13 protein-coding genes are annotated in these 20902 nt (G+C 44.0%); 1 reads left to right on the forward strand and 12 read right to left on the reverse strand.

Annotated features, from left to right (window positions below; genetic code table 11):
- Positions 1 to 7: 7 nt before the first annotated feature.
- The 10 genes from BW716_RS26970 to BW716_RS27015 all read right to left on the reverse strand — a co-directional run bounded on the left by BW716_RS26970 (position 8) and on the right by BW716_RS27015 (position 17814).
- Positions 8 to 3193: a TonB-dependent receptor gene (locus BW716_RS26970; RefSeq protein ID WP_083728845.1), complete on the reverse strand. Its 3186-nt coding sequence runs from the start codon at positions 3191 to 3193 to the stop codon at positions 8 to 10.
- Between the two features lie 293 nt (positions 3194 to 3486).
- A complete protein-coding gene (locus tag BW716_RS26975; protein WP_083728847.1) occupies positions 3487 to 4005 on the reverse strand; it encodes a carbohydrate-binding protein in 519 nt (172 codons plus the stop codon).
- Between the two features lie 270 nt (positions 4006 to 4275).
- Complete coding sequence (locus BW716_RS26980; RefSeq protein ID WP_083728849.1) at positions 4276 to 8178, reverse strand: CheR family methyltransferase; 3903 nt, start codon at positions 8176 to 8178, stop codon at positions 4276 to 4278.
- A 55-nt stretch (positions 8179 to 8233) separates the two neighbouring features.
- Entirely contained in the window at positions 8234 to 8830 is a 597-nt protein-coding gene (locus BW716_RS26985; protein WP_083728851.1) for a chemotaxis protein CheB, read from the reverse strand.
- 177 nt (positions 8831 to 9007) lie between these two features.
- Positions 9008 to 9610 carry an LURP-one-related/scramblase family protein gene (locus BW716_RS26990; RefSeq protein ID WP_083728853.1) on the reverse strand — a complete coding sequence of 201 codons (603 nt, stop codon included), beginning with the start codon at positions 9608 to 9610 and terminating at the stop codon, positions 9008 to 9010.
- Between the two features lie 299 nt (positions 9611 to 9909).
- The gene (locus BW716_RS26995) at positions 9910 to 11430 is read right to left on the reverse strand and encodes a RagB/SusD family nutrient uptake outer membrane protein (protein ID WP_083728855.1); all 1521 of its coding nucleotides are present in this window, start codon (positions 11428 to 11430) and stop codon (positions 9910 to 9912) included.
- A gap of 26 nt (positions 11431 to 11456) precedes the next feature.
- Entirely contained in the window at positions 11457 to 14972 is a 3516-nt protein-coding gene (locus BW716_RS27000; protein ID WP_083728871.1) for a TonB-dependent receptor, read from the reverse strand.
- Between the two features lie 20 nt (positions 14973 to 14992).
- On the reverse strand, positions 14993 to 15964 hold the full coding sequence (locus tag BW716_RS27005; protein WP_083728857.1) for a FecR family protein: 972 nt from the start codon (positions 15962 to 15964) through the stop codon (positions 14993 to 14995).
- 15 nt (positions 15965 to 15979) lie between these two features.
- Positions 15980 to 16597 carry an RNA polymerase sigma factor gene (locus tag BW716_RS27010; protein WP_083728859.1) on the reverse strand — a complete coding sequence of 206 codons (618 nt, stop codon included), beginning with the start codon at positions 16595 to 16597 and terminating at the stop codon, positions 15980 to 15982.
- Positions 16598 to 16665: 68 nt separating this feature from the next.
- Positions 16666 to 17814: a GTP-binding protein gene (locus BW716_RS27015; RefSeq protein WP_083728861.1), complete on the reverse strand. Its 1149-nt coding sequence runs from the start codon at positions 17812 to 17814 to the stop codon at positions 16666 to 16668.
- Positions 17815 to 17908: 94 nt separating this feature from the next.
- Here BW716_RS27015 and BW716_RS27020 point away from each other — a divergent pair, with 94 nt between their 5' ends.
- Positions 17909 to 19315 (forward strand): S8/S53 family peptidase, encoded by a 1407-nt coding sequence (locus BW716_RS27020; protein WP_083728863.1) that lies wholly within the window; start codon positions 17909 to 17911, stop codon positions 19313 to 19315.
- On the opposite strand, the gene BW716_RS27025 is transcribed toward BW716_RS27020, so the two are convergent.
- Together BW716_RS27025 and BW716_RS27030 are read right to left on the reverse strand one after the other, a co-directional pair.
- Entirely contained in the window at positions 19304 to 19906 is a 603-nt protein-coding gene (locus BW716_RS27025) for a LytTR family DNA-binding domain-containing protein (RefSeq protein WP_083728865.1), read from the reverse strand. The genes BW716_RS27020 and BW716_RS27025 overlap by 12 nt on opposite strands.
- 154 nt (positions 19907 to 20060) lie before the next feature.
- Positions 20061 to 20783 carry an SDR family NAD(P)-dependent oxidoreductase gene (locus tag BW716_RS27030; protein ID WP_083728867.1) on the reverse strand — a complete coding sequence of 241 codons (723 nt, stop codon included), beginning with the start codon at positions 20781 to 20783 and terminating at the stop codon, positions 20061 to 20063.
- Between the last annotated feature and the right edge of the window lie 119 nt (positions 20784 to 20902).

Raw genomic sequence — 20902 nt, forward strand, 5'->3', positions numbered from 1 at the left:
GATTGTATTAAAGCGTTAATGTAAAACCGGCATTGATCACTCTGGCCTGTGGATAATACTGGCCATTTCCATTCACGGATTCAGGATCCAGGATACCTAATTTATCCAGCGTAAAAAGGTTCAGACAATTCGCATAAATGCGCAGTCCATTTATGCCTGAACGCTTCTTTATTAAGTCAGATAAACTGTAACCGATTTCAAGGTTTTTCAATCTGATATAATTTGTTTTTCTGAACCAGTACGTATTACCAGTAGCCCAATAGGTATCATTTCTGTCATTGACACGAGGATCTACAGAACTGGGATGATCAGGACTCCAGCGATGATCGTAATAATCTTTTGTGAAGTTGCCGATCTCACCGGATTCTGTGTTGATGGCCAGCCCACCACCGGTAGCGCCTTGTATCAATACGGCCATATCAAAGCCCTTGTATTGTAAACTGATGTTGACACCACCTGTAAATGTTGGCTGAGTACTCTTATCATTCCTTACCTTGTCATCGCCATCAATTTTACCATTCCCATCTATATCTTTAAACTTCATATCGCCCGGCTTGAGGTTATTGGTCAGGGCGCTGTAATCGATTGTATTTTTGTTTATATCATCAAAATCTTTGAATACGCCATCATATTCATAGTAGAGCGCCGTGTTCATAGGACGGCCTGTAGACCTTTGCCAGCTGGGTGCGCCGGGTGCTTCATCCCAGAAAATGATCTTGTTTTTAGAATAACCACCGTTTACGCTGATATCGTACCTGAAATCAGGACCGATCTTGTCGGTATAACCAATGCGGAATTCAAAGCCTTTGTTATCGACCTTACCAATGTTCTCTGCAGGTAGTGTCATACCAGTGGTTTGTGGCACAGAAGCATTCCTTCTAACGAGGATACCGGTACGTTTATTCATGAATGCATCTAATTCAAAGTAAAGTCTGCTGTTCAATAATGCACCATCTAAACCAACGTTGTAATTATTCGCTACTTCCCAGGTTATGAAGGGGTTAGGCATACGTGCTTCATAGAGTGATTTCACCACATTGCCACCAAGAATATAACTATTGAAACCATAAGTAGCGTAGTATTGATATTCCTGCAGCGTAAGCGTACCATCTCCATCATCATCAAAATAGATCTGGTCATTACCCAGTTTACCCCACGATGCACGGAGCTTGAGGTAGTTGATGATTTTCACATTGTTCTTCCAGAAGTTCTCTTCTGAAATACGCCACCCTGCCATGATACCTGGGAAGAAACCGAAACGGGAAGAGGCAGGGAACATGTACGAACCATCATATCTCCATACAAATTCAGCGAGGTATTTCTCTTTGTAATTGTATGCCGCACGACCAAAATAATTTAAGCGCGCGCGATCCCATGCACCTCCATAGTTATCTTTTTCTGCATCACCACCTGCACTAAGCTGGTCAATCAAACTGGAAAGAAAGTATTTGCGGGAAGCACCGAAATCGTCGAAGTTGACAGTTTCTTTTTCTATACCAAATACCATGTTTACAGTATGATCTTTATTAAAAGTATGATCATAAGTGAGCAAGCCTCTTAGCAACAGATTCGTCTGGTCCTCAGCACCTTGTGAAAGGCTGGCCTGATCTGTCCCTCTTTTGCTTTTGATCAGCAAGGGTGTTTTACCATCGTCTTCATAAGTTTTCTTATCCCAGGTATATAGGTACCAGGGCGTCATCCAGTCTTTGGTACGCTTCAGGTATTTATCGTAAGCGATGTTACCGCTCAGCTTCAATCCTTCTACCCATGGAATGATGATGTCGAGTCGTGCATTGCTCTGTACATAGTAACGACGATCTTTGTCATAACCGGTTTGGTCGGTGGTGATTACAACAGGATTGTTACCATATTCAATATCAGGTCCGGGCAGACCATTTGGCCAGAATGCCGGCTCTGTAGGCTTTCCACGCATGAGCATCCGAAAAATGTCGCTGGCGCTACGTGTAGGAAAATGACGGTTTTCTTCTCTGCCCATCAGGTCTACAGCTACGTTCATGTACTTATTGACCTTTGCATCGAGATTTACGCGGAGGCTGTACTGATTATAACCGGTAGCAGAGTGTTTGTAATAAGCGTCCTGTGACTGGTACCCAAACGAGGTGAGGTACTTTACATTTTCAGAACCACCAGACATTTGCAGGCTATGATTGGATTGTGGAGACCAGGTTTTGAAAGTAGACTTATACCAGTTGGTATTGGGGTATAACCAGGGGTCAGATCCATCTTTGTATTTCTGGATTTCATCCAGACCAAAGGCTACATCCCAGGTCTTGTTGGTAGAAGGAGAAGTGTAAGTGCCATGCTGTTGGTATACACTCCATGCATTGTTCCATTCTGTAGCCGGTACATCCCTGTACAGACTGAGCTCATCACGCAACTGTGCATACTCAGGGGCATTGGACATATCGGGAATGTGAGTAGGTTGAGACCATCCCTGGTTGAATGAATAGGCCAGCTGGGGCTTACCGGATTTCCCTCTTTTGGTCGTAACAAGGATAACACCATTTGCAGCGCGGGCGCCATAAATGGCAGCCGAGGCATCTTTTAAAACGGAGATACTTTCGATATCCACGGGGTTAATTCTTTCCAATCCACCCACGCGGTTGGCCACACCATCGATCACGACGAGGGGATCATTATTCCCCAGGGTGTTGGAACCACGAATGCGTAGTGTGGAACCATCATACCCTGGTTCACCGCTGTTTTGCATAGCAGTGACACCCGGCATACGACCGGAAATGGAATTGGATAAATTCGTAGCGGGCGACTTGATGAGGTCCGCACCTTTTACACTGGTGATAGCGCCGGAAACGGCTTCTTTTTTCTGGGCGCCGTAACCTACTACGACGACTTCACTCAGGCCTTTGGTATCAGCTTCGAGGGAGACATCGATAACTGCTCCATTAACGGTGAGTGTCTGCGGCAGATAGCCGATAGCGCTGACAGTGATTTTCGACCCTTTGGCTACGGGCAGGGTAAAAGTGCCTTCGGGGGTTGTGGTAGTACCTTTTGAGGTGCCATCTACTTTGATGGTGGCGCCGATGACAGGCGCATTTGTTTTGTCTACGACACGCCCTTTGAGAGGGAGATCTTGTGCCTGTATAACGCTACAATAAAAAAGCAGGCTCAGGGCATAGCAAAGCCAGCCCCGGAAGAGGAGCAAATTTTTCATACGCGAGATTTGATAGTTACAGAATACGAAGACCGCAGTAACGGGTGTTACTGAAGATTTTGGTTTTCAACGAGTTTAATAAACGAAAATTACCGTTTGGTTAAACGCTTTTATTTCGGATGATCATCACAACGTGGTTTTGTTTTTAATGAATGATGAAAATAAGGTGCCATGGATCTGGCTGATGAATCAGGTTTTCGCTACAATTACACAAATGAAAAGTCCGGGTTGTTAAACACAATCCTAAAATAGAAAAAATAATCAAGGAAGAATAATTTCTTTGACAATACGGGTTAATAATCCGTCTCGAATGAAATAGCAGTAATACTGAACTGGCTTCCCCTCGCTACGAGGTAGAGGTCATGTACACCAAATGAGTATTTGGAATTGCCCGTCATTTTGAGCGCATATGTTGTGTCTCCGGTATATGGGATCTTCAGGGTACCTATACGACGACTTTTCTTTCCTTTAGGGCTGTTTATTCTAAATTCGAGTCTGGAGCCTTTTGATTGTTTGTTTTCACAAAAAACAGTCACTCTGACTGCCACTTCCCCCAGCCCCAGATTTACTTGTCCGAAACCAAGGTAGCTCCCTGATTTCATTTTAAATTCAGTTTCAAAGTTTCCTTTTCTTACTACTGGCGCAGGAGTAGCTGGTGGCGGAGGCGTGTTGCCCGGTCCACCTCCAGTAGGAGATGCCGTTGCGACAGGCGTTGCTGCCGGTGGTGGTGATGCAGCCGGAGGCGACGATTGTGATTGTCCCCTGACGATCAACTGCGCGATAATAAAAAATAGACATAGGATAGGCCTCATAGCTATATGGGTAGGTCTGGCTCATAGTCATTTTCGATCACTATTGCCCAACCAGTGTCAAATTTTGTAATCAGGACGAAATTTACGCAAAATTATATTAAATTTTACAATAATAATATATAATGATTACCAAGGGTTTGTTAATAATATTTGAACCCCTCCTATATTTTACGTACTCCGACGGGGATTTATTGTATTTGTGGGGATAAAATCGACGAATGTGGATATGTTATCTTTTTATTATACGCGTTTACCCGCAGACAAAAGCGCTTATTGTTGTATTTCTGGTATAATGATGTGAAAGGCAGCGCCCTGTTGTTCTACCCCAAATGCTTGAATATCACCGTTATGGATTTCCATGATCTTGCGGCATAATGCCAGTCCGATACCGGTACCCTCGAATTTTTCCTTCTGGTTCAGCCGCTGGAAGATCACAAACAATTTATCGGCATAAGACTGGTTAAATCCGATGCCATTATCTGCCACCACGATCCGGTACCAGGAGGTATTTTTACTCAGGTGTGGGTAATCGTTCATGTCCGTGGCCGTCAGCTTTTTGGCACTGATGGTGATGCGGCAGGAATCGTTTGGATTCGAGAATTTCAGGGCATTGCCGATCAGGTTGTAGAACAACTGGTTCATTTGCAATGGCACGGCATCCAGTACGGGTAGTTCGCTGATTTCCATTTGTGCCTGTTTTTCCCTGATCAGGAGTTCAAAATCTTCCGTCACATTGGCTACGATCAGGTTTAGGTCCACAGGCAGGAAGGCATTTTCGCCCAGTTCCAGGCGGGAATATGCAATCAGGTCACGGATCAGGTCCGACATGCGGATGGCAGATTGTTTGACCTTGCCCAGGTACAACCTGGTATCAATTTTATTGTTGTCAGGCTTTACACTTTCGAGCATGTCTGCAAAGAGGCGGATCTTTCTCAGCGGTTCCTGCAGGTCATGACTGGTGATGAATACAAATTGTTCAAGTTCGTGGTTTCGTTTGGAGAGGTTTGCATTGGCCTCTTCCAGGGCGATGGTACGCTCGCGCACTTTTCTTTCCAGCGCATCTTCCACCATTTTCTGATCGTCGATGTCTACACAGGCGCCAATAAATCCTACGAATTCATCCTGCGCTATAAAGCGGGGAATACCGGAGCAGGATAACCAATGATAGCTGCCATCCTGTCTTTTCAAACGGAACTCAGCATAGAAATTTCGTCTGTCGCGGGAGGAACGGCTAAAGTTGATCTTCCATTTATCGATATCATCCGGATGCATAATGTCGTACCAGCCTTTGTCCTTATCCTGGTCCATGGAGCGACCTGTGTATTTTTGCCACGCCTTGTTGAAGAAGGAGAAGGAGCCATCTTTTTCCGCGATCCAGATCATGGCAGGTGCGGTATCGGCAATCATCCTGAAGTAGGCTTCGCTTTGTTGCAGGTGTAATTGAGCCTGCTTGCGTTCCGTGATATCCTGGGTGATACCGATCATGTGTCTCACACCAGTTTGTTCGTCGAGTACAGATTGTCCCCGGGCCATGACCCAGCGTATTACAGGGTCATGGCCTTTGATCCTGTATTCTTCTGAAAACGGTGTTTGGGTTGCCAGTGCAATATCCAGAGCCTTCATGACACGGTTCCGGTCTTCGGCATGAATGGCCTGCAGGAGTTTGTCTATGGTCACTACAGCGTTTGCAGACAGGCCATAATTTGCTTTACATAGTTCATTGCACTCCAGGATGCCTGTTTCAACATTGAGCTCCCATGAGCCTAATTTGCCCGTTTCCAGGGCAAAGTTCAGGCGGTTGTTCACGTCCTGTAAATGACGCTGGTATTGTTTGGATTCCGTAACATCTGTCACCACACCTAAAATGCGGCTGGCGATGCGTTCTTCAAAGAATACCTGCGCCTTGCAGGAGATCCATTTGATCCTGTCTTCGCTGGCTGTAATACGGAAATCGATATTGATCTGTCCATTGTCAATGCCTGCCAGTGCGGCCTGTATAGAGCCTTGTACGCCTTCTACGTCCAATGGATGGATCGCTTTGATGAAGGTATCATATTCTACAGGTGCATCACTGCTGATATTGAGTAATTCGCGGCTTCTGTCGGATAATAATATTTCTCTGGTAGCGGGGTTGAATTCCCAGGTACCGGTTTTTGTACCATCCAGGGCCAGGCGTAAACGCTCTTCGTTGTTACGCACCTGTTCCTGCTTCCGGGCGATCCGTTCACGCGCTTCCCTGACCTCGGAGATATCTTCGATAGCCAGCAGAATCAGGTCTTCCCTGAGATCCTGGGAGGTAATGAGCTGACCATTCAGCAGCATGGTACGCTCTCCTATTGTATTGAATTTGTGAGTGAGTTCGTAATTGATAAACGGCGTTCTGGAAGAATGCAGGTTTTCGAGTAGGGAACGCAGGTCGGAATTGTTCCATTGTTTATTACCCAGTTCGTAGAAGATCTTGCCTTCGGTTTCCTTTCTGTCTATTTTGAAGACGCGATAAAAAGAAGCGTTGGCACTTACTACGCGGATATTTGCATCCAGGATGACGAGTGATTCATGTACGGTATTGACGATGGCTTCTGCATACAGCCGCGCGTTATTCAACTGATTATTTCGTTCCAGCAGGTCGTTGTTGCGGGTACTCAGTTCATCGTTGATCACCTGTAGTTCTTCCTGCGAGACTTCCAGTTCCTCATTCAGACTTTTCAGCTCTTCATTGGCAGATTGCAGTTCTTCGTTGGTCGCCTCGTATGCTTCGGCTACAGCGCGCAGTTCGTCTTTGTAGCGTTGCACTTCTTTTTCCATTTGCAATACGCGCAGTGTCTTGTCATCCGTGCTTTCGGTGACAGGTTCTGTCCTCTTCGTATCAGCGGCGTATTGGTCAGGAGACTGATGATTAAAGATCACCAGGTAGTAAGTCTCGTGCAGGTTGACGATAGGCACGATCTCAAAGCCAACGGTGAATTGGCCGGAAACAACCGAGATGGTGATCCCTTCTTTCTTTACATTTCTTTTGCCTGTTTGAGCCTGGTTCAGGGCACTGCGCAGACTATGTACCAGATCTCTGTGGGCTAGTTTCAGGATATTCAGACTGGCTTTACCTGGCCCGTGCTCGAAAAACTGCAGGGTTATACCACGGAATTCGATAATGTCAAATTGTTCGTTGAGTAATACAGCCGACGGAGCAAACATGGAAAGTATAATACTATCAGCTGCCTTCTGTGCATCTACATTTTCATCTCTTTCCTGGTCGAAGCTGGGTGTCATGTGCTTGATTTTTTTATTAGTGGGGAACGCACTTCTCAGCGTCCACTTATCTACGTTCTTTTTTAAATAGATCTTCGTCTTTTTCGAAGGCATTTCAAACAGGTCGGGCGAGCGGTTGGTTTCAGATTTGCCCAGCCAGAGGAACCCTTTATCTTTCAGCGCGTAGTTGAAAATGCTGAGCATTTTTTTTTGTAGTACGGGTTGCATGTATATCAATACATTGCGGCAACTGATGAGATTCAGTTTAGCAAATGGTGGATCAGTGAGCATATTGTGAGATGCAAATACACACACGTCGCGGATATAACTAACTACTTCGTATCCCTGTTCTACTTCTCTGAAAAACTTTTCCAGCCTAGCATCAGAAACGCCTCCCATCTGTGTTTTAGGATAAAGGGCTTTTCTGGCTGAGGCTATCACAGCATCGGAGAGATCGGTGGCAAAGATTTTTACCTTTTCGGTGAAGTTGTCGTGCCCCATGATTTCATAGAGACAGATGGCAATAGAATAGGCTTCTTCTCCAGTGGCGCAACCGGCCACCCAGATACGTACCTGGTCGTCCCCATCAACTGCCTGCCGGGTTACCTGTGGCAAGATAGTTCTGAAGAGATATTCAAAACTGCCGGGGTCCCGAAAAAACGACGATACATGAATTAAAAGTTCAGCAAATACTACATTCTGTTCGTTCTCATTATCTTTTATTAATGTTAGATACTCTTCAAAACCTGGAATGTTCATTAATGACATCCTGCGTTGTAACCGTCTTGTAATGGTGGAAAGCTTGTACTGCAAGAAATCTACTCCTGAAAATTCTGACAGGATAGATAGGATACCTTTTAATGCAGCATTGGGCCCCGCACCGATTCGTCTCCGGTTACTCTCAGCATCTTGATGCATGTCAGGCATACAAACTTTTTTGACTTGTGTCTATATAAATCGATAAAGATATATAAAAATAGCATCAAATCATTCGTTTATCAGTTTTCAGGTATCGCTGCAGGAACTTAGCAATTTCCGGTGGCGGCAGTACCACATGCGGATCATCTCTATTGATGGCTGTCAGGGGCAGGATATTGAATTCAGTCGTCTCCGGATCCTGCACAAGTACGAGGCCATGCCTATCCTCTATCGCTTTAATACCTTCAATACCATCCGTGCCCATACCAGACAGGATGATTCCGACCGCGTTTTCAGCATAGCATTTGGCCATTGATATGAAGAAGAGATCAATTGACTTGTTGATGATTTCGCGCGAATAGCGTTTCCGTACCCGCAATATATGATCTTCCACAATCATCATCATCCCTTCTACCAATACATACACATTATCTGGTTGCAGTTTTACGGTATCGGTCACACGATGAACCGGCATTTCTGTAAACCGCTGCAGAATGTGGCTGAAACGGCTTGGATAATCGGCTGATAAATGCGGTATCACTACAAAAGCTGCGCCTGTTTTTTCTCTGAAGTGCTGAAAAAATTCACAAACGGGTTCCAGACCACCGGCGGAGCAGCCAATGCCAATGCATAAAGACGGGAATTTAACAACATTACTCATGGTTCACATCTAATTAATGGTTTCACAATAAAGATGCCTCTAATTAGAGGACAGGTTCAACCATTAAATTCAAAGAAAATGCCAGAGTGTGTTGCTGTGGTACTATTTTAACACAATTTGTAGAAAGAGAGGGGCAACGAGGGGTGAAAAAAAGGCCGGTTTTACCCGGCCTCCACATTATTTTGATTCCTTTAACACCATGTCGATGGTGATGGCACCAGCTACGATGGCGATCTTTTTCAGATCTTCAGGACATTCTTTACCAATGATCACGCGGTATTTATCAGCTGTGGTGAACACTTCTTTCATCACACCAGCCCACTTTTTAGTGATTTGTCCCAATTCATTCCCACTTGCATCCACAATTGTGAAATTCCACGCTTTCCAGTCCCCTTTGATCTCGGCAATCACAGCACCATATTGATCTGTAATATGGAATAAAGGTTTGAAAAGTTTGAACTTGTGTTTGATGCCACCGATTTGATTACCATTCCCATCGAGTATCGTGATTTTCGACATCCAGAAAGTCCAGCCACGGTGAATGGTGGCGACTATGGTGTTGTCCATTTCTTTTATGTCGAGGGTGAAAGGGAATACGGCTTTGCTCAGGAATAAACGCAGGAGCTTGTGCCAGACAGGTACGGTTTGTTGAATATTACCGATTTGCTGCCCCTGATCATCGTACACTTTATAGGCATTAGAGAATTTAAAAAGTCCGATTTTTTCGTCAATGAAATAATCGTGGTGATTGAAGAATTTAGGTAAGTTCGCTTGTCCCATTAAGAGAAATTTTAAGAGTTAAGGTTTAACAACGGGGGCGAAGGTATAAAAATATTATAATATAAAAAATCGTTTATACTTAACAGACATAAAACGATTGGGTGATCTTAATCAGGATACATTTCCAATAAATCCTGTAATTCTATGATCCTATCAGGATATTTACTGACGGGGTGCGTAGCACTGTCTGCCACCTGCCAACAAATAAAAGGCGTTTATACATAACATATATCATTAAAAAAGGGGCCAGCCATTACAGCTGGCCCCATGCTCAAATATAAGGGGGAAAATGTAAAATATTAGTAGCCTGGATTTTGGTACATGCCTGTTGGGTTCAGCTTGACCTCATCAGAAGGAATAGGATAATACCTGTCCTTAGTGGTAAAGTGTTGCGGAATTGCGATTCCATATCTTGCCGGATCCTTTGCCTGGAAGTAACTTACCAGCTCGTCAGTGGTGAATGTTCTCAGCAGGTCATACCATCTGTGGTTTTCGAATGCCAGTTCAATTCTTCTTTCGTGCAGGATAGCCAGTTTCAGAGTTGGGTACTTAGCCGCATAGTTAGCATCCTTTGAGGCAGTAGCATAATCGGACATACCTGCCCTGGTTCTCACCTGATCCAGGAAAGAGATCGCAGTCGTCTGGTCGCCCAGCAAATTGTTTACCTCAGCCAGATTCAGGATGATGTCTGCATAGCGCATCAGGATCCAATCGTTACCACCATAACCATTCACGCCGGCAGCATCAGAAGCATCGCGGAACTTGGTAATGAAGTAATCTTTTACATTGGAAGCATTCGCATATTTCACAGAGAAATCCATTCTTGGATCACCGGTTTCATAATCATCGATCAAATCACCTGTAACGTTTCCACCTACACCTGTTGCTTCTTTTTGTGAGTTGATGGTTTCACCGGCGGCCTGGTTATTTGCAGCTATAGAAGAGGAATAAGTAGCATCACCTTGTTTATACACGATCTGCATGATCAGCTCAGGGCAACTGGATTTTTTATCCACGTTAAAAACATCTGAATAAGCGATTTCGCTCAGCTGACCGAAGTTGCGCATATTGTAACAAGCCTCGAGGTATGTTTTTGCATCCTGTAAGTGAGCTGTGCTTTGACCGTCTTCAATAGTCTGAGACATTGTCAGGTACACCTGCCCCAGCAGACCATTGGCAGCTGCCTTGGATGCGCGGCCAATTTTATCGCCGGTCTGGAAGTTGGGCAGTGGACTTTCCAATACATCTTTCAGGTCACTAATGATCTGCGCATATACAGCTGTATCAGCTACGCGATAGGTATAAGCAGTTACCTCGTCAGAAGTAGTCAACTGCTTTGTTACCAAAGGCACAGCACCCCACTGGCGTACCAGGTGGAAGTACATCAATGCACGCAGGAATTTAGCTTCTGCAGCATAACCCAGCTTCGTATCATTGCTGGAATAGCTTACACCATCAATATTGGATAATACCACATTCGCACGGGAAACAGTTTCATATAACGCTGCCCAGTGAGACAGTAAATAAGAGTTACCGACTAATACTGAGAAATCATTAAACTGGAATGGCTCACCAGAGTTGGAATAGTCATTACGACCGGTATTGTCTGATCGCTCTTCCAGGTACAGGCCACTGCTTTCACCGATACAGTTAGAACTTCTCAGGGATTGATATATACCGTTTACTGCTAAAAGGACATCATTTTCTGATGCAAAATAATCGGATACACTGAGCGCATTGGGGTTAGACTGGTTCAGAAAATCCTTGCTACAGGAAACCATTACCACACTTACCGCTATTGCTAAAAATATTCGTTTCATGTTGAATAATTTTGAAAATAAAAGGATTAGAAGCCTACCTTAACACCTAGATTATATGCACGTACCAATGGATACTTACCATAGTCTACACCTGGTGTCAGGTTATTTCCATCATTATAATCTACTTCAGGATTGTAACCTTTGTATTTAGAAATAGTGAATAGGTTGTCTACACTTGCATAGACTCTTGCATTGCTCAGGCCAAGACGTTTTTTCAGCACTCCCGACTTAATGTCATAACCCAGTGTAGCATTTGTACAACGGAAGAAAGAACCATTCTGCAGGTAGAAAGTAGACAAACGGGTACTATTACTCTGTGTACCACTTCTGGATGCACGGAATACGTGACCGTTACCTGGATTAGCTTCGCTCACATAGTGGCCTGCAGCATCGGCATATTGGTTACCGGAACCTTCCATGTTGTAAAGGTAGTAATCCTGACCATCCAGTACTTTGTTGCCATAAGAACCATTGAAAGAAGAAGAAAAGGTGAAATTCTTATAGCTGGCATTCAGCGCGAAACCATAAGTAAATTTAGCATATGGAGAACCGATCACCTTTTTATCATTATCATTTACAACACCATCCTTATTTACATCTTCAAAGTATAAATCGCCTGCTTTCAATGGAGAACTGTTAGCAGAAGATTCTGCCACCTTGCCCACATCACCAGGTTTGGCCACACCCAATACCTTGAAGCCATAAAACATACCCACCGGTTGGCCTTCCTCTGTAATGTGTGTCTTGTAAGAACGCTCAGCACCAGCCTTGATAATAGTGCTACCACCACCCAGATCCAGTACTTTATTTTTATTGATAGAGATATTACCCGCTACACCCAGGTGAAAATCTTTACCATCAATTACCCTGGCATCAACCTGCAGGTCTATGCCACTATTACGGATCTTTGAATCACGCAGGTTAGTCAGGATGGAAGTAGAACCGGAGATAGCAGAAATTGTTTGTTGGAACAAGAGGTTGTAGGAATAAGAAAGGTAATAGTTAGCAATGAAATTCAAACGACCTTTCAGGATGCCGATGTCAAGACCAGTATTAAACTGTGAAGTAGATTCCCAGCCCAGTTTCTGATCTTTCAGGTCACCCGGATAATAGGCAGAGCTCACAGTACCCGAACCAAATACGGTACCGGTAGCTGTTGCCATAGTAGTCATCGTATTGTAGTTACCGATATTATTGTTACCACTTAAACCCCAGCTGGCACGCAGTTTCAATGTAGAGAGCTGCCCCAGCCAGTCATGGTAAAAAGATTCGCCTGAAATATTCCAGCCTGCGGATACAGAAGGGAATAAACCCCACTTGTTCTGAGGACCAAAACGGGAAGAACCATCTGTACGGATAGATCCTGTCAGGAAATATTTTTCATTGTAATTATAACTTGCACGACCAAAATAAGACATCATCGTCCAGGTAGATTTGTAGGCATCCGTCAGTTGGAAATCAGTTCCATCAGCACCTTTTGCAGTGATTTCCTGGATACGGTCATCTTCAAAACCTTTTGCAGTCACTTTTACCAGATCAGTGGTATTTATCTGGGCAGAATAACCAGCCAGACCAGTAATATTATGCTTACCAAATCGCTTGTTATAGTTCAGGGTGAACTCAGCCAGCTGGTCTACCACGTTCTGGTTTTGAGCAATACCATTTGCTGCTGCCTTTGCATTGTCAGAATAAGGTGCACTTACGCCACTACTTAAGCTGGTAGGGTAATAATAGTTATACTTCTCGGAATAACTCATCATACCTACGTTTGCCTTCACAGTCAGTTCTGGCAGGATGGTATAAATAGCATAAGCGTTGTAGTTACTACGGTTACCTTTGCGGGTAATGTTAATTTCCTTTGCCAGAGCAATCGGGTTTTCGAAGCTGTTGTAACCATACTTAGTAGACAGTGCAGCAATTTCATTCTTCAGTGGATTACCATTAGAATCGTATGGCTGTGCACTTGGAGGCATCAACAGCGCCGTCATGATCGGGTTGTGATCCCAGCGGCCTTCACTCAATTCCCTGTTCTGGTTGTTGGTGTAAGAAATGTTTACACCCGCCTTCAGTCTTGGATTGATCGTTGCATCCAGGTTCATTCTCAGGTTGATCTTTTTTACACTTGTATTCAGTACCACACCATCCTGATCCTGGTAACCACCACTCATGTAATACCTGATATTGTCAGTACCACCAGAGAAGGATACATTGTGACGACCAAAGAAAGCATTCCTGTAAATCAGGTCCTGCCAGTCAGTATTATATTTAGAAGGAATTACCTTTTGATTGGCGAAGTCATAATAGCGGGGATCGATCTGCACAGCGTTCGCATTACCCACATTTGCCACGCGGGTAGCATTGTTATCACTCATCATACCATCATTCCATGTCAAAGAGGTATTGTTTTCTATCAGGTTCCTATAAGTACCATTACGACCGTCTACCAGCAGTTGCAGGAACTGGTTGCTGTCTAACAGCTTCACTTTCTTAGACACCTGGTTTACACCTGTGGTATAACTATATTCCAGTTTACCTCTGCTACCGGATTTACCTCTTTTGGTAGTGATCATCACCACCCCGCCGGAAGCCCGGGAACCATAGATGGCTGCAGAAGCCGCATCTTTGAGGATGTCGATGGTTTCGATATCTTCAGGGTTGATGAAAACGTCTGCATCTACAGGGTAACCATCTACTACATACAATGGATCAGAGCTCGCATTGAAGGAGCCAATACCACGCACACGGATCTTGGTGCTCTTGTAAGGTGCACCGCTCACCTGCGATACCTGTACACCTGCTACTTTACCTACAATCGCCTGACCTACGGTAGGTGCTGTGAGGTTCATTTCGCTCGCTTTTACGCTGGATACAGCACCGGTCAGATCGCTCTTTCTTACAGACTGGTAACCGATGGCTACCACTTCCTGGAGCTGGCTGTTCTGGCTTTTCAGACGTACGTTCAGAATGTTCTCTGAAGTAACCGGTAATTCCTGTGGAGCGAAACCGATGAAGTTAAATACCAGAACATCACCGATGTTTACTTTGATGGAGTACTTACCATCAACATCGGTAGTTGTGTTTACCTTAGATGTTTTTTCGTGAATGCTCACACCTGGAATAGGCATGTTGCTTTCGTCAGTAACCACACCTGAGATGGTCACTGTTGCGGCATCGGTAGTTTGTGCTACTACAACCGGAACAGCTTTTATTTTTTCAATCTTCAGGAAGATGTGACGCTCATCCACCTGTTTCACAGCACCTTCGTACCCTTTCAGTAAATCCTGCAAAACGGACGCCAGTGGAGCAGCAGCAGCTTTGTAGCTCACAAGCTGATTATCTGCAACATGTGTAGTATTGTAACCAATGGAAAGGCCAGTCTGAGATTCAATGAGTAAAAATACTTTTCTGAGTGGTGTGTTTTTAACGTCTAAATTAATGCGTGTATCACGCACCTGTATCGTGATCTGGCTGCGCAGTTCTGTCGCAAAACCCATTACATGACAAGTCAATAATATGAGCAGCAGGTACGCCCGGTGCGTCATATTTGTTGGCATTTTACATCTTATTCGCATGATGCTGTGTTGATTTTAATTTCATTATGATTAATCTGATAGGTAATGCCGGATAACTGTGACAGCAATCTCATGGCATTCTCCACCGTTTCATTTTTTAACTGTAATGTGTATTTACAATTGTGTCTGGCTTGTCCTGTCAGGGTGATATGGATATTGTATTGTCGTTCTAAAACAGCGGCTATTTCCGGAATACTGGCTTGTTCGAAGTAGAAAACATTGTTCTGCCATGCGGCAATTTCATTTGACTTTCCTGTACCTATGTTTAAGGAGTCGTGTTCTTTATTGTAGGTCAATACCTGGTCTTTGGTCAAACCTGCGGAGAGTACAGTAGTTTGGGTAGCTGCCTTTTTCTCGATCCTTACTTTACCGGTCAGTACCGCAATCTCTACGTCTTTTTCACCGGGATAGGCTTTCACGTTGAAGGAAGTACCCAATACTACTGTTTGCAGGTTTCCACTACGAACAATAAATGGTTTTGCAATATGCTGCGCTACATCAAACACGGCTTCACCTGTCAGTTCGAGCACACGGTCACGTACGCCAAAGTCAGACGGGATGCGGAGTTGCGTATTCGCATTGATGGTCACGATACTACCATCAGGCAAGGTGATCTTTTTACGCTCAGCTTTTCCTGCCTGCAACAAGGCATAGGTAATGGGAGCAGGAGGCTGGTGTAATTGTTTATATATAAATAGGACAGACGTACATACTAATATAAATACGGCGGCAACTTTCAGGATGCGTGGCAATACACGCACCTTCACCTTTGGATGGAATATGCGCTCCAAAGCCTCCAGGGCAGCGTCATTAGCAGCATCCGTAAATGCCGGATCGTCTTGTAATTCTTCGAAAGAATCAAACCACTCCCTGATACGGGCAGCTTCCTCCGGCGTAGCTTCACCGGCTCTGTATTTTTTTAAAAGCGATAATATCTCTGCTTTGTCTGATGATGTGTGCATTCATCAGTATAGTCTCTAAATCATATAAGCGGTACCGTTAAGGAATTGTAAACACAATGTTAACAGAATGTAAACAGAGAGCCAATGGTCTGTTTGTAGACGGAGACGGATCCTTTTGAGGGCAAGCGATATGGTATTCTTTACGGTTTGCTCTGAGAGTCCGTATTCCTGGGCTATTTCGTGGATAGACTTAGATTCCCAGCGGCTGGAAATAAAAACTTTCCGCATGGTATCATTCATCTTTGCAACTTCAGTATCCACCTTTTCCCGCATTTCGACGGCTATTAACTGGTTCTCGACAGGGAAAGTACTGGGTTCGTCTTTTTCTAATAAGGTAGTTTGCCGCGCTAATATTTTTTTGTGCGCTATCTGCCAGTCTATTACAGAATAGTAGGCGGCACGGCACATGTAGTTGAAGATCTTTTCGGGGTTTTGAATGTTGTGCCGGTTATTCCAGCAGGAGATCAGTACTTCCTGCAGTATATCTTTGGCGTCATCTTCCAATCGCACGCGGGCATAAATATACTTATACAACGCTACATTGTAGCGTAATACAAGTATGGCAAAAGCTTTCTCATCGTTCTCCTTCCGGACTAAGGATAATAATTCCGCATCGGTCAAATTCTTCATCATAAGACGGAGCTCTAAAGCGATGCGAAATTATTATTGAAAAAAATGGTTCTATATTATGTTTAAGTTAACTACAAGGGAAACTCATCTGAAAACCTTTGTCCTCTTTGCATTGCTGCGATTTCCACAGGTGTGCATAAACAGTTTTCCAGTTCTATGGTGATTAGATCCTTGTCCATATCCTTGCCGATGATAACCAGTTCATTGTATCTATCTCCAAAATTTTTATCCCACCTGCTTTCTATTTCTTCTTTGTAATCGAGGAAGCTGGCGTAGCGGATACGGTCTTTGTAGGGCATACTACACCACCATACACCGGCTTTTTCAGCGCGGAGACTACCTCCGGCCTGACTCCAGTTAATAGCGTCATCCTGCCGGGAAGCGAGCCAGAAGAGACCTTTACTGCGAATGATGTTGGAGTGCCATTCCTCGTTTAAATATCGCCAGAAGCGGGCTGGGTGAAAGGGTTCACGGCTGCGGAAGACAAAGCTGCTGATGCCGTATTCTTCGGTTTCCGGTGTATGGTATTCTTTGTTGAGTTCTTCGATCCAGCCGGCTTGTTGACTGGTGGTGTCGAAATCAAATAAGTGAGTATTCAGTATGTCAGCAGGGGCAATTTTTCCAAATTCGCTGGTGATGATCTTTGCACCGGGATTTAGTTTTTTAATCATGGCTTTTAAAGTGCCTAACATCTCTGGTGTGATCAGGTCTGTTTTATTTAATATAATAACATTCGCAAATTCCAATTGGTCAGTAAGCAGGTTTACCACTGTCCGCTCCTCATGGATACGGGTGCTGCCATAGTCCTGGAGGAAGTTGTAGGAGTCCACAACAGTAACTAAGGTATCAAGTCTGGATAATTCATCAAGCGTGCCGTAGGTAAATGTTTGCGCTACGGGAAGCGGTTCGCTGATACCGGAGCTTTCTATTAATAAATAGTCGAACCGCTTTTCATTGGCCAATTTTTCTACTTCAATAAGTAGGTCTTCGCGGAGGGTGCAGCAGATGCAGCCGTTGCTCATCTCTACGAGTTTTTCTTCTGTTCTGTTGAGGGTATTTTCATTCTTTACGAGTTGGGCATCTATGTTCACCTCACTCATATCGTTGACAATAACGGCCACTTTCAGGCCTTCTTTATTATGTAGGATATGATTGAGCAAAGAAGTCTTACCGGCACCCAGGAAACCACTGAGTACCGTTACAGGCAAACGGTCTGTCATTATTATATGTATTATTTGCAGCAAAGATATGCAACTTTGTTGCAAATGAAACTTTTCCATAAAACTTTCGTAACTTCTAGGTAAATCCTTTGTTATGAAACCCATCTACCCTATTCTGTGCCTGCTGGCACTCAGCGCCTGTTCCCGGAAGGATACGCTTCCCACTATCAACAATTCAAATCCTGACACGATTATTCCGAAATCTGCTATCAATGATTTTATTGAACAACGACTTAAAGAGGAGGATCATTTCGACTGGGCCATGGCCAATGATAGTATGTTGTGGAGTGCATTGATTCAGTCAGATAGTGTATTAAGTATAGGCTATAATACCGGCGATAAGGAGAAAGTATTAAAAGTGGTAAAGGAACATGAAGGCGCGCTTATTTATCCATTTAAAGAAGGGAAATTGCCATTTCTTAATTTGAAAGTGGGTAATTATGCTACGATCAAAGCACTGCGTGGATTTGTTCGCTATGCAGATCCTATTGGCTATGGTGCTTATAGTCAGGCTAATGCAAGGCCTGCCAGTAGCTTATTGAATTTCGGCTGCGGGAGTAATACAGCCCAAACGAATATTGAATATACTTCGATACTCCCTGCAGCCAAACAATCCTGGAATTACACTTATCACCACATTCCTGAGGCATGGGCACAATCTACAGGAGCAAATATCAAGGTTATGATTATTGATACGGGTATCAGTGATGCGCAGGAAAACTTAGGCTCCGCATTCAATCAGGGTTACTCTTCGGGACGAAGCATTGCACGTGCGGTGACATATTCCGGTGCTACCACCAATGACGATTGCGGGCATGGTACCAGTATGGCGGGTGTACTGGCAGGACCTCGGGGCACAGATGGCAATACTGCTGGCATTGCCTACAATTGTAATCTGCTCATGGTACATGCGGCTGAAAATGTGGTGATCCTCTCTTCAAAATCTGTAAATGGTGTAACTGATGCTTATGTACTGGGTGCAGATGATCCGGATGTAAAGATCATCAGTATGAGTTTGGGTACCATCTTTAGCTATGGTCAGATCAAGGATGCGATTGCTTATGCTGATAGCAAACAGAAATTGATGTTCTGTGCCGCAGGTACTTCATTTTCATTCTTTGCAAGTTTTGTGGGAGTGATCTTTCCGGCTAACCAGCCACAGGTACATGCTGTAACGGGGGTGAAAGATAACCTGACCACACGTTGTGACGACTGTCACGTAGGGAGCAAAGTAGATTTTACAATAGTGATGGAAAAAGCCAGTAACGGTTTGCATCCATTGAGTATTGCGATGAGCGGGGATGTACCTTCCACAGTAGGCGGGTCTTCTGTAGCAACGGCAAGTTGTTCTGCCATCGCAGCATTGATATGGAGTAAAAACCCGGGTTATCCAAGAGATAGCATTATCAGCAAGATGCAGAGAGCAGGCACCTACCCTGTGACCCGCAATAGTTCTTTTGGCTGGGGGATAGTGAATGTCGCTACGGCCTTATCGCTTTAGGAAACGATTATGTAAAATGCGTTGTAGTGTTTCTTCCTTCTGATATTTGGAAACTGGAATCTGGAAAGCACCTACATACAGCGTGTTACCTTCAATACTATTGATTTTGTCGATGGCCACCAGGTAAGACTTGTGTGGTTGTACAAAAGATGTTGCGGGCAGGTGCTCCTGCAACATCTTTAATGTAAGGTGTGTGATGATCTTTCTGTCAGGTACGTGAATAGCAGCATAATTCTCCATGGCTTCGACAAAGAGAATGTCATTCACGCTGATCTTTTCCAGCTTGCTATCAACTTTTACAAAGAAGTAATCGCTTGTGGATGGTTGGGTTTGGAAATGGTCATAGATCTTATTGGCTGTTTTGAGAAAGCGTTCAAAAGAAATAGGTTTTAATAAATAGTCCAGTACTTCCAGTTCATATCCATGTAGTGCGTATTTTTCGTACGCAGTGGTAAATACGACCTTTGGCGGGCGGGTAAGGTTTTTTAACAATTCAATACCTGTCATATAAGGCATCTCAATATCCAGGAATAAAACATCTACCTGTTGTTGTTTTAGCAACGAGTTCAATTCAATGGCATTTTCACACATGCCTTTCAGATCAAGAAAATCAATCTTCTCAAGATTGCATAAGTTTGAGTTTATGCAGGAAAATTAGCGAGGATGTTGGGGAGGGGGAAATAAGTTTGACGTAAGGGCGGATTTTGGGGGTGTAGGGGGGGATAGAAAGAAAGACCTTTTAAAACTATGGCAATCTCGCCGCCAACTTTTCAGGCATCAATCTCAATACCTGATATATTAATTTCCATTTTATGCCCGGTACAATCGTAAACCCATTACCTGCATTTACAATTTCATTCGCAATAAACGAAGGTTCCATTAATAAAGACTCCGGGAGGTCAAGTCCGGCCGTCATCTTACTACGGATATAGCCTGCTACTATCACATTTACCACGACCTTTCTGGCAAACAAATATTGTCTCATCCCTGCCAGATATTGCGTAAATGCTGCTTTTGTACTACCGTAAATAAAGTTACTTTTTCGTCCACGTACACCTGATAACGAGGATAGCCCGATGATCCGTTCCAGGTGCTCATTCCCCTTGTCATTTACAATGATATTAATGATGGATACAGCGCCGGCATAGTGTACCTGCATCATCCGATAACAACCTTCCCAATCTGTCAGGGCCTGTTCATTCGTTACCTGAAAACCGGCTGCATATACAACGATATGGGGTTTTGCAGGCAATGAAGCGTAGAAAGCCACATGTGTTTCAAAAGCAATGGCATCAAAATAACAGATAGTCAACCGGCTATCAGAAACCTTCTTCGCTTCCATAAACGATTCTATTGCTGCTGTACTACGGGAGGCTGCTATCACCTGATACCCTTTTTCGAGATATAATAATGTAGCTTCTTTCGCTACATCAGAATTGGCGCCGAGGATCAATACAGTTTTGGACATATAAAGCAAGCTAAGAAAAAACTAAATCATTTTAGCAACCCCATCGGCTAAAATCCTGCTATTCTTTGTTAATTCCCGCAAATACCCTCTCCTTTTTTCATAATGAAGTTGTTTACACT

The sequence above is a fragment of the [Flexibacter] sp. ATCC 35208 genome, assembly GCF_001975825.1.
In the GTDB taxonomy this organism is placed as follows: domain Bacteria; phylum Bacteroidota; class Bacteroidia; order Chitinophagales; family Chitinophagaceae; genus Chitinophaga.

Bases quoted from the DNA above. Each gene is read 5' to 3' on its own strand.
- BW716_RS26970 (WP_083728845.1), bottom strand. From the start codon at position 3,193: ATGAAAAATTTGCTCCTCTTCCGGGGCTGGCTTTGCTATGCCCTGAGC.
- BW716_RS26975 (WP_083728847.1), bottom strand. From the start codon at position 4,005: ATGAGGCCTATCCTATGTCTATTTTTTATTATCGCGCAGTTGATCGTC.
- BW716_RS26980 (WP_083728849.1), bottom strand. From the start codon at position 8,178: ATGCCTGACATGCATCAAGATGCTGAGAGTAACCGGAGACGAATCGGT.
- BW716_RS26985 (WP_083728851.1), bottom strand. From the start codon at position 8,830: ATGAGTAATGTTGTTAAATTCCCGTCTTTATGCATTGGCATTGGCTGC.
- BW716_RS26990 (WP_083728853.1), bottom strand. From the start codon at position 9,610: ATGGGACAAGCGAACTTACCTAAATTCTTCAATCACCACGATTATTTC.
- BW716_RS26995 (WP_083728855.1), bottom strand. From the start codon at position 11,430: ATGAAACGAATATTTTTAGCAATAGCGGTAAGTGTGGTAATGGTTTCC.
- BW716_RS27000 (WP_083728871.1), bottom strand. From the start codon at position 14,972: ATGACGCACCGGGCGTACCTGCTGCTCATATTATTGACTTGTCATGTA.
- BW716_RS27005 (WP_083728857.1), bottom strand. From the start codon at position 15,964: ATGCACACATCATCAGACAAAGCAGAGATATTATCGCTTTTAAAAAAA.
- BW716_RS27010 (WP_083728859.1), bottom strand. From the start codon at position 16,597: ATGATGAAGAATTTGACCGATGCGGAATTATTATCCTTAGTCCGGAAG.
- BW716_RS27015 (WP_083728861.1), bottom strand. From the start codon at position 17,814: ATGACAGACCGTTTGCCTGTAACGGTACTCAGTGGTTTCCTGGGTGCC.
- BW716_RS27020 (WP_083728863.1), top strand. From the start codon at position 17,909: ATGAAACCCATCTACCCTATTCTGTGCCTGCTGGCACTCAGCGCCTGT.
- BW716_RS27025 (WP_083728865.1), bottom strand. From the start codon at position 19,906: ATGTGTGAAAATGCCATTGAATTGAACTCGTTGCTAAAACAACAACAG.
- BW716_RS27030 (WP_083728867.1), bottom strand. From the start codon at position 20,783: ATGTCCAAAACTGTATTGATCCTCGGCGCCAATTCTGATGTAGCGAAA.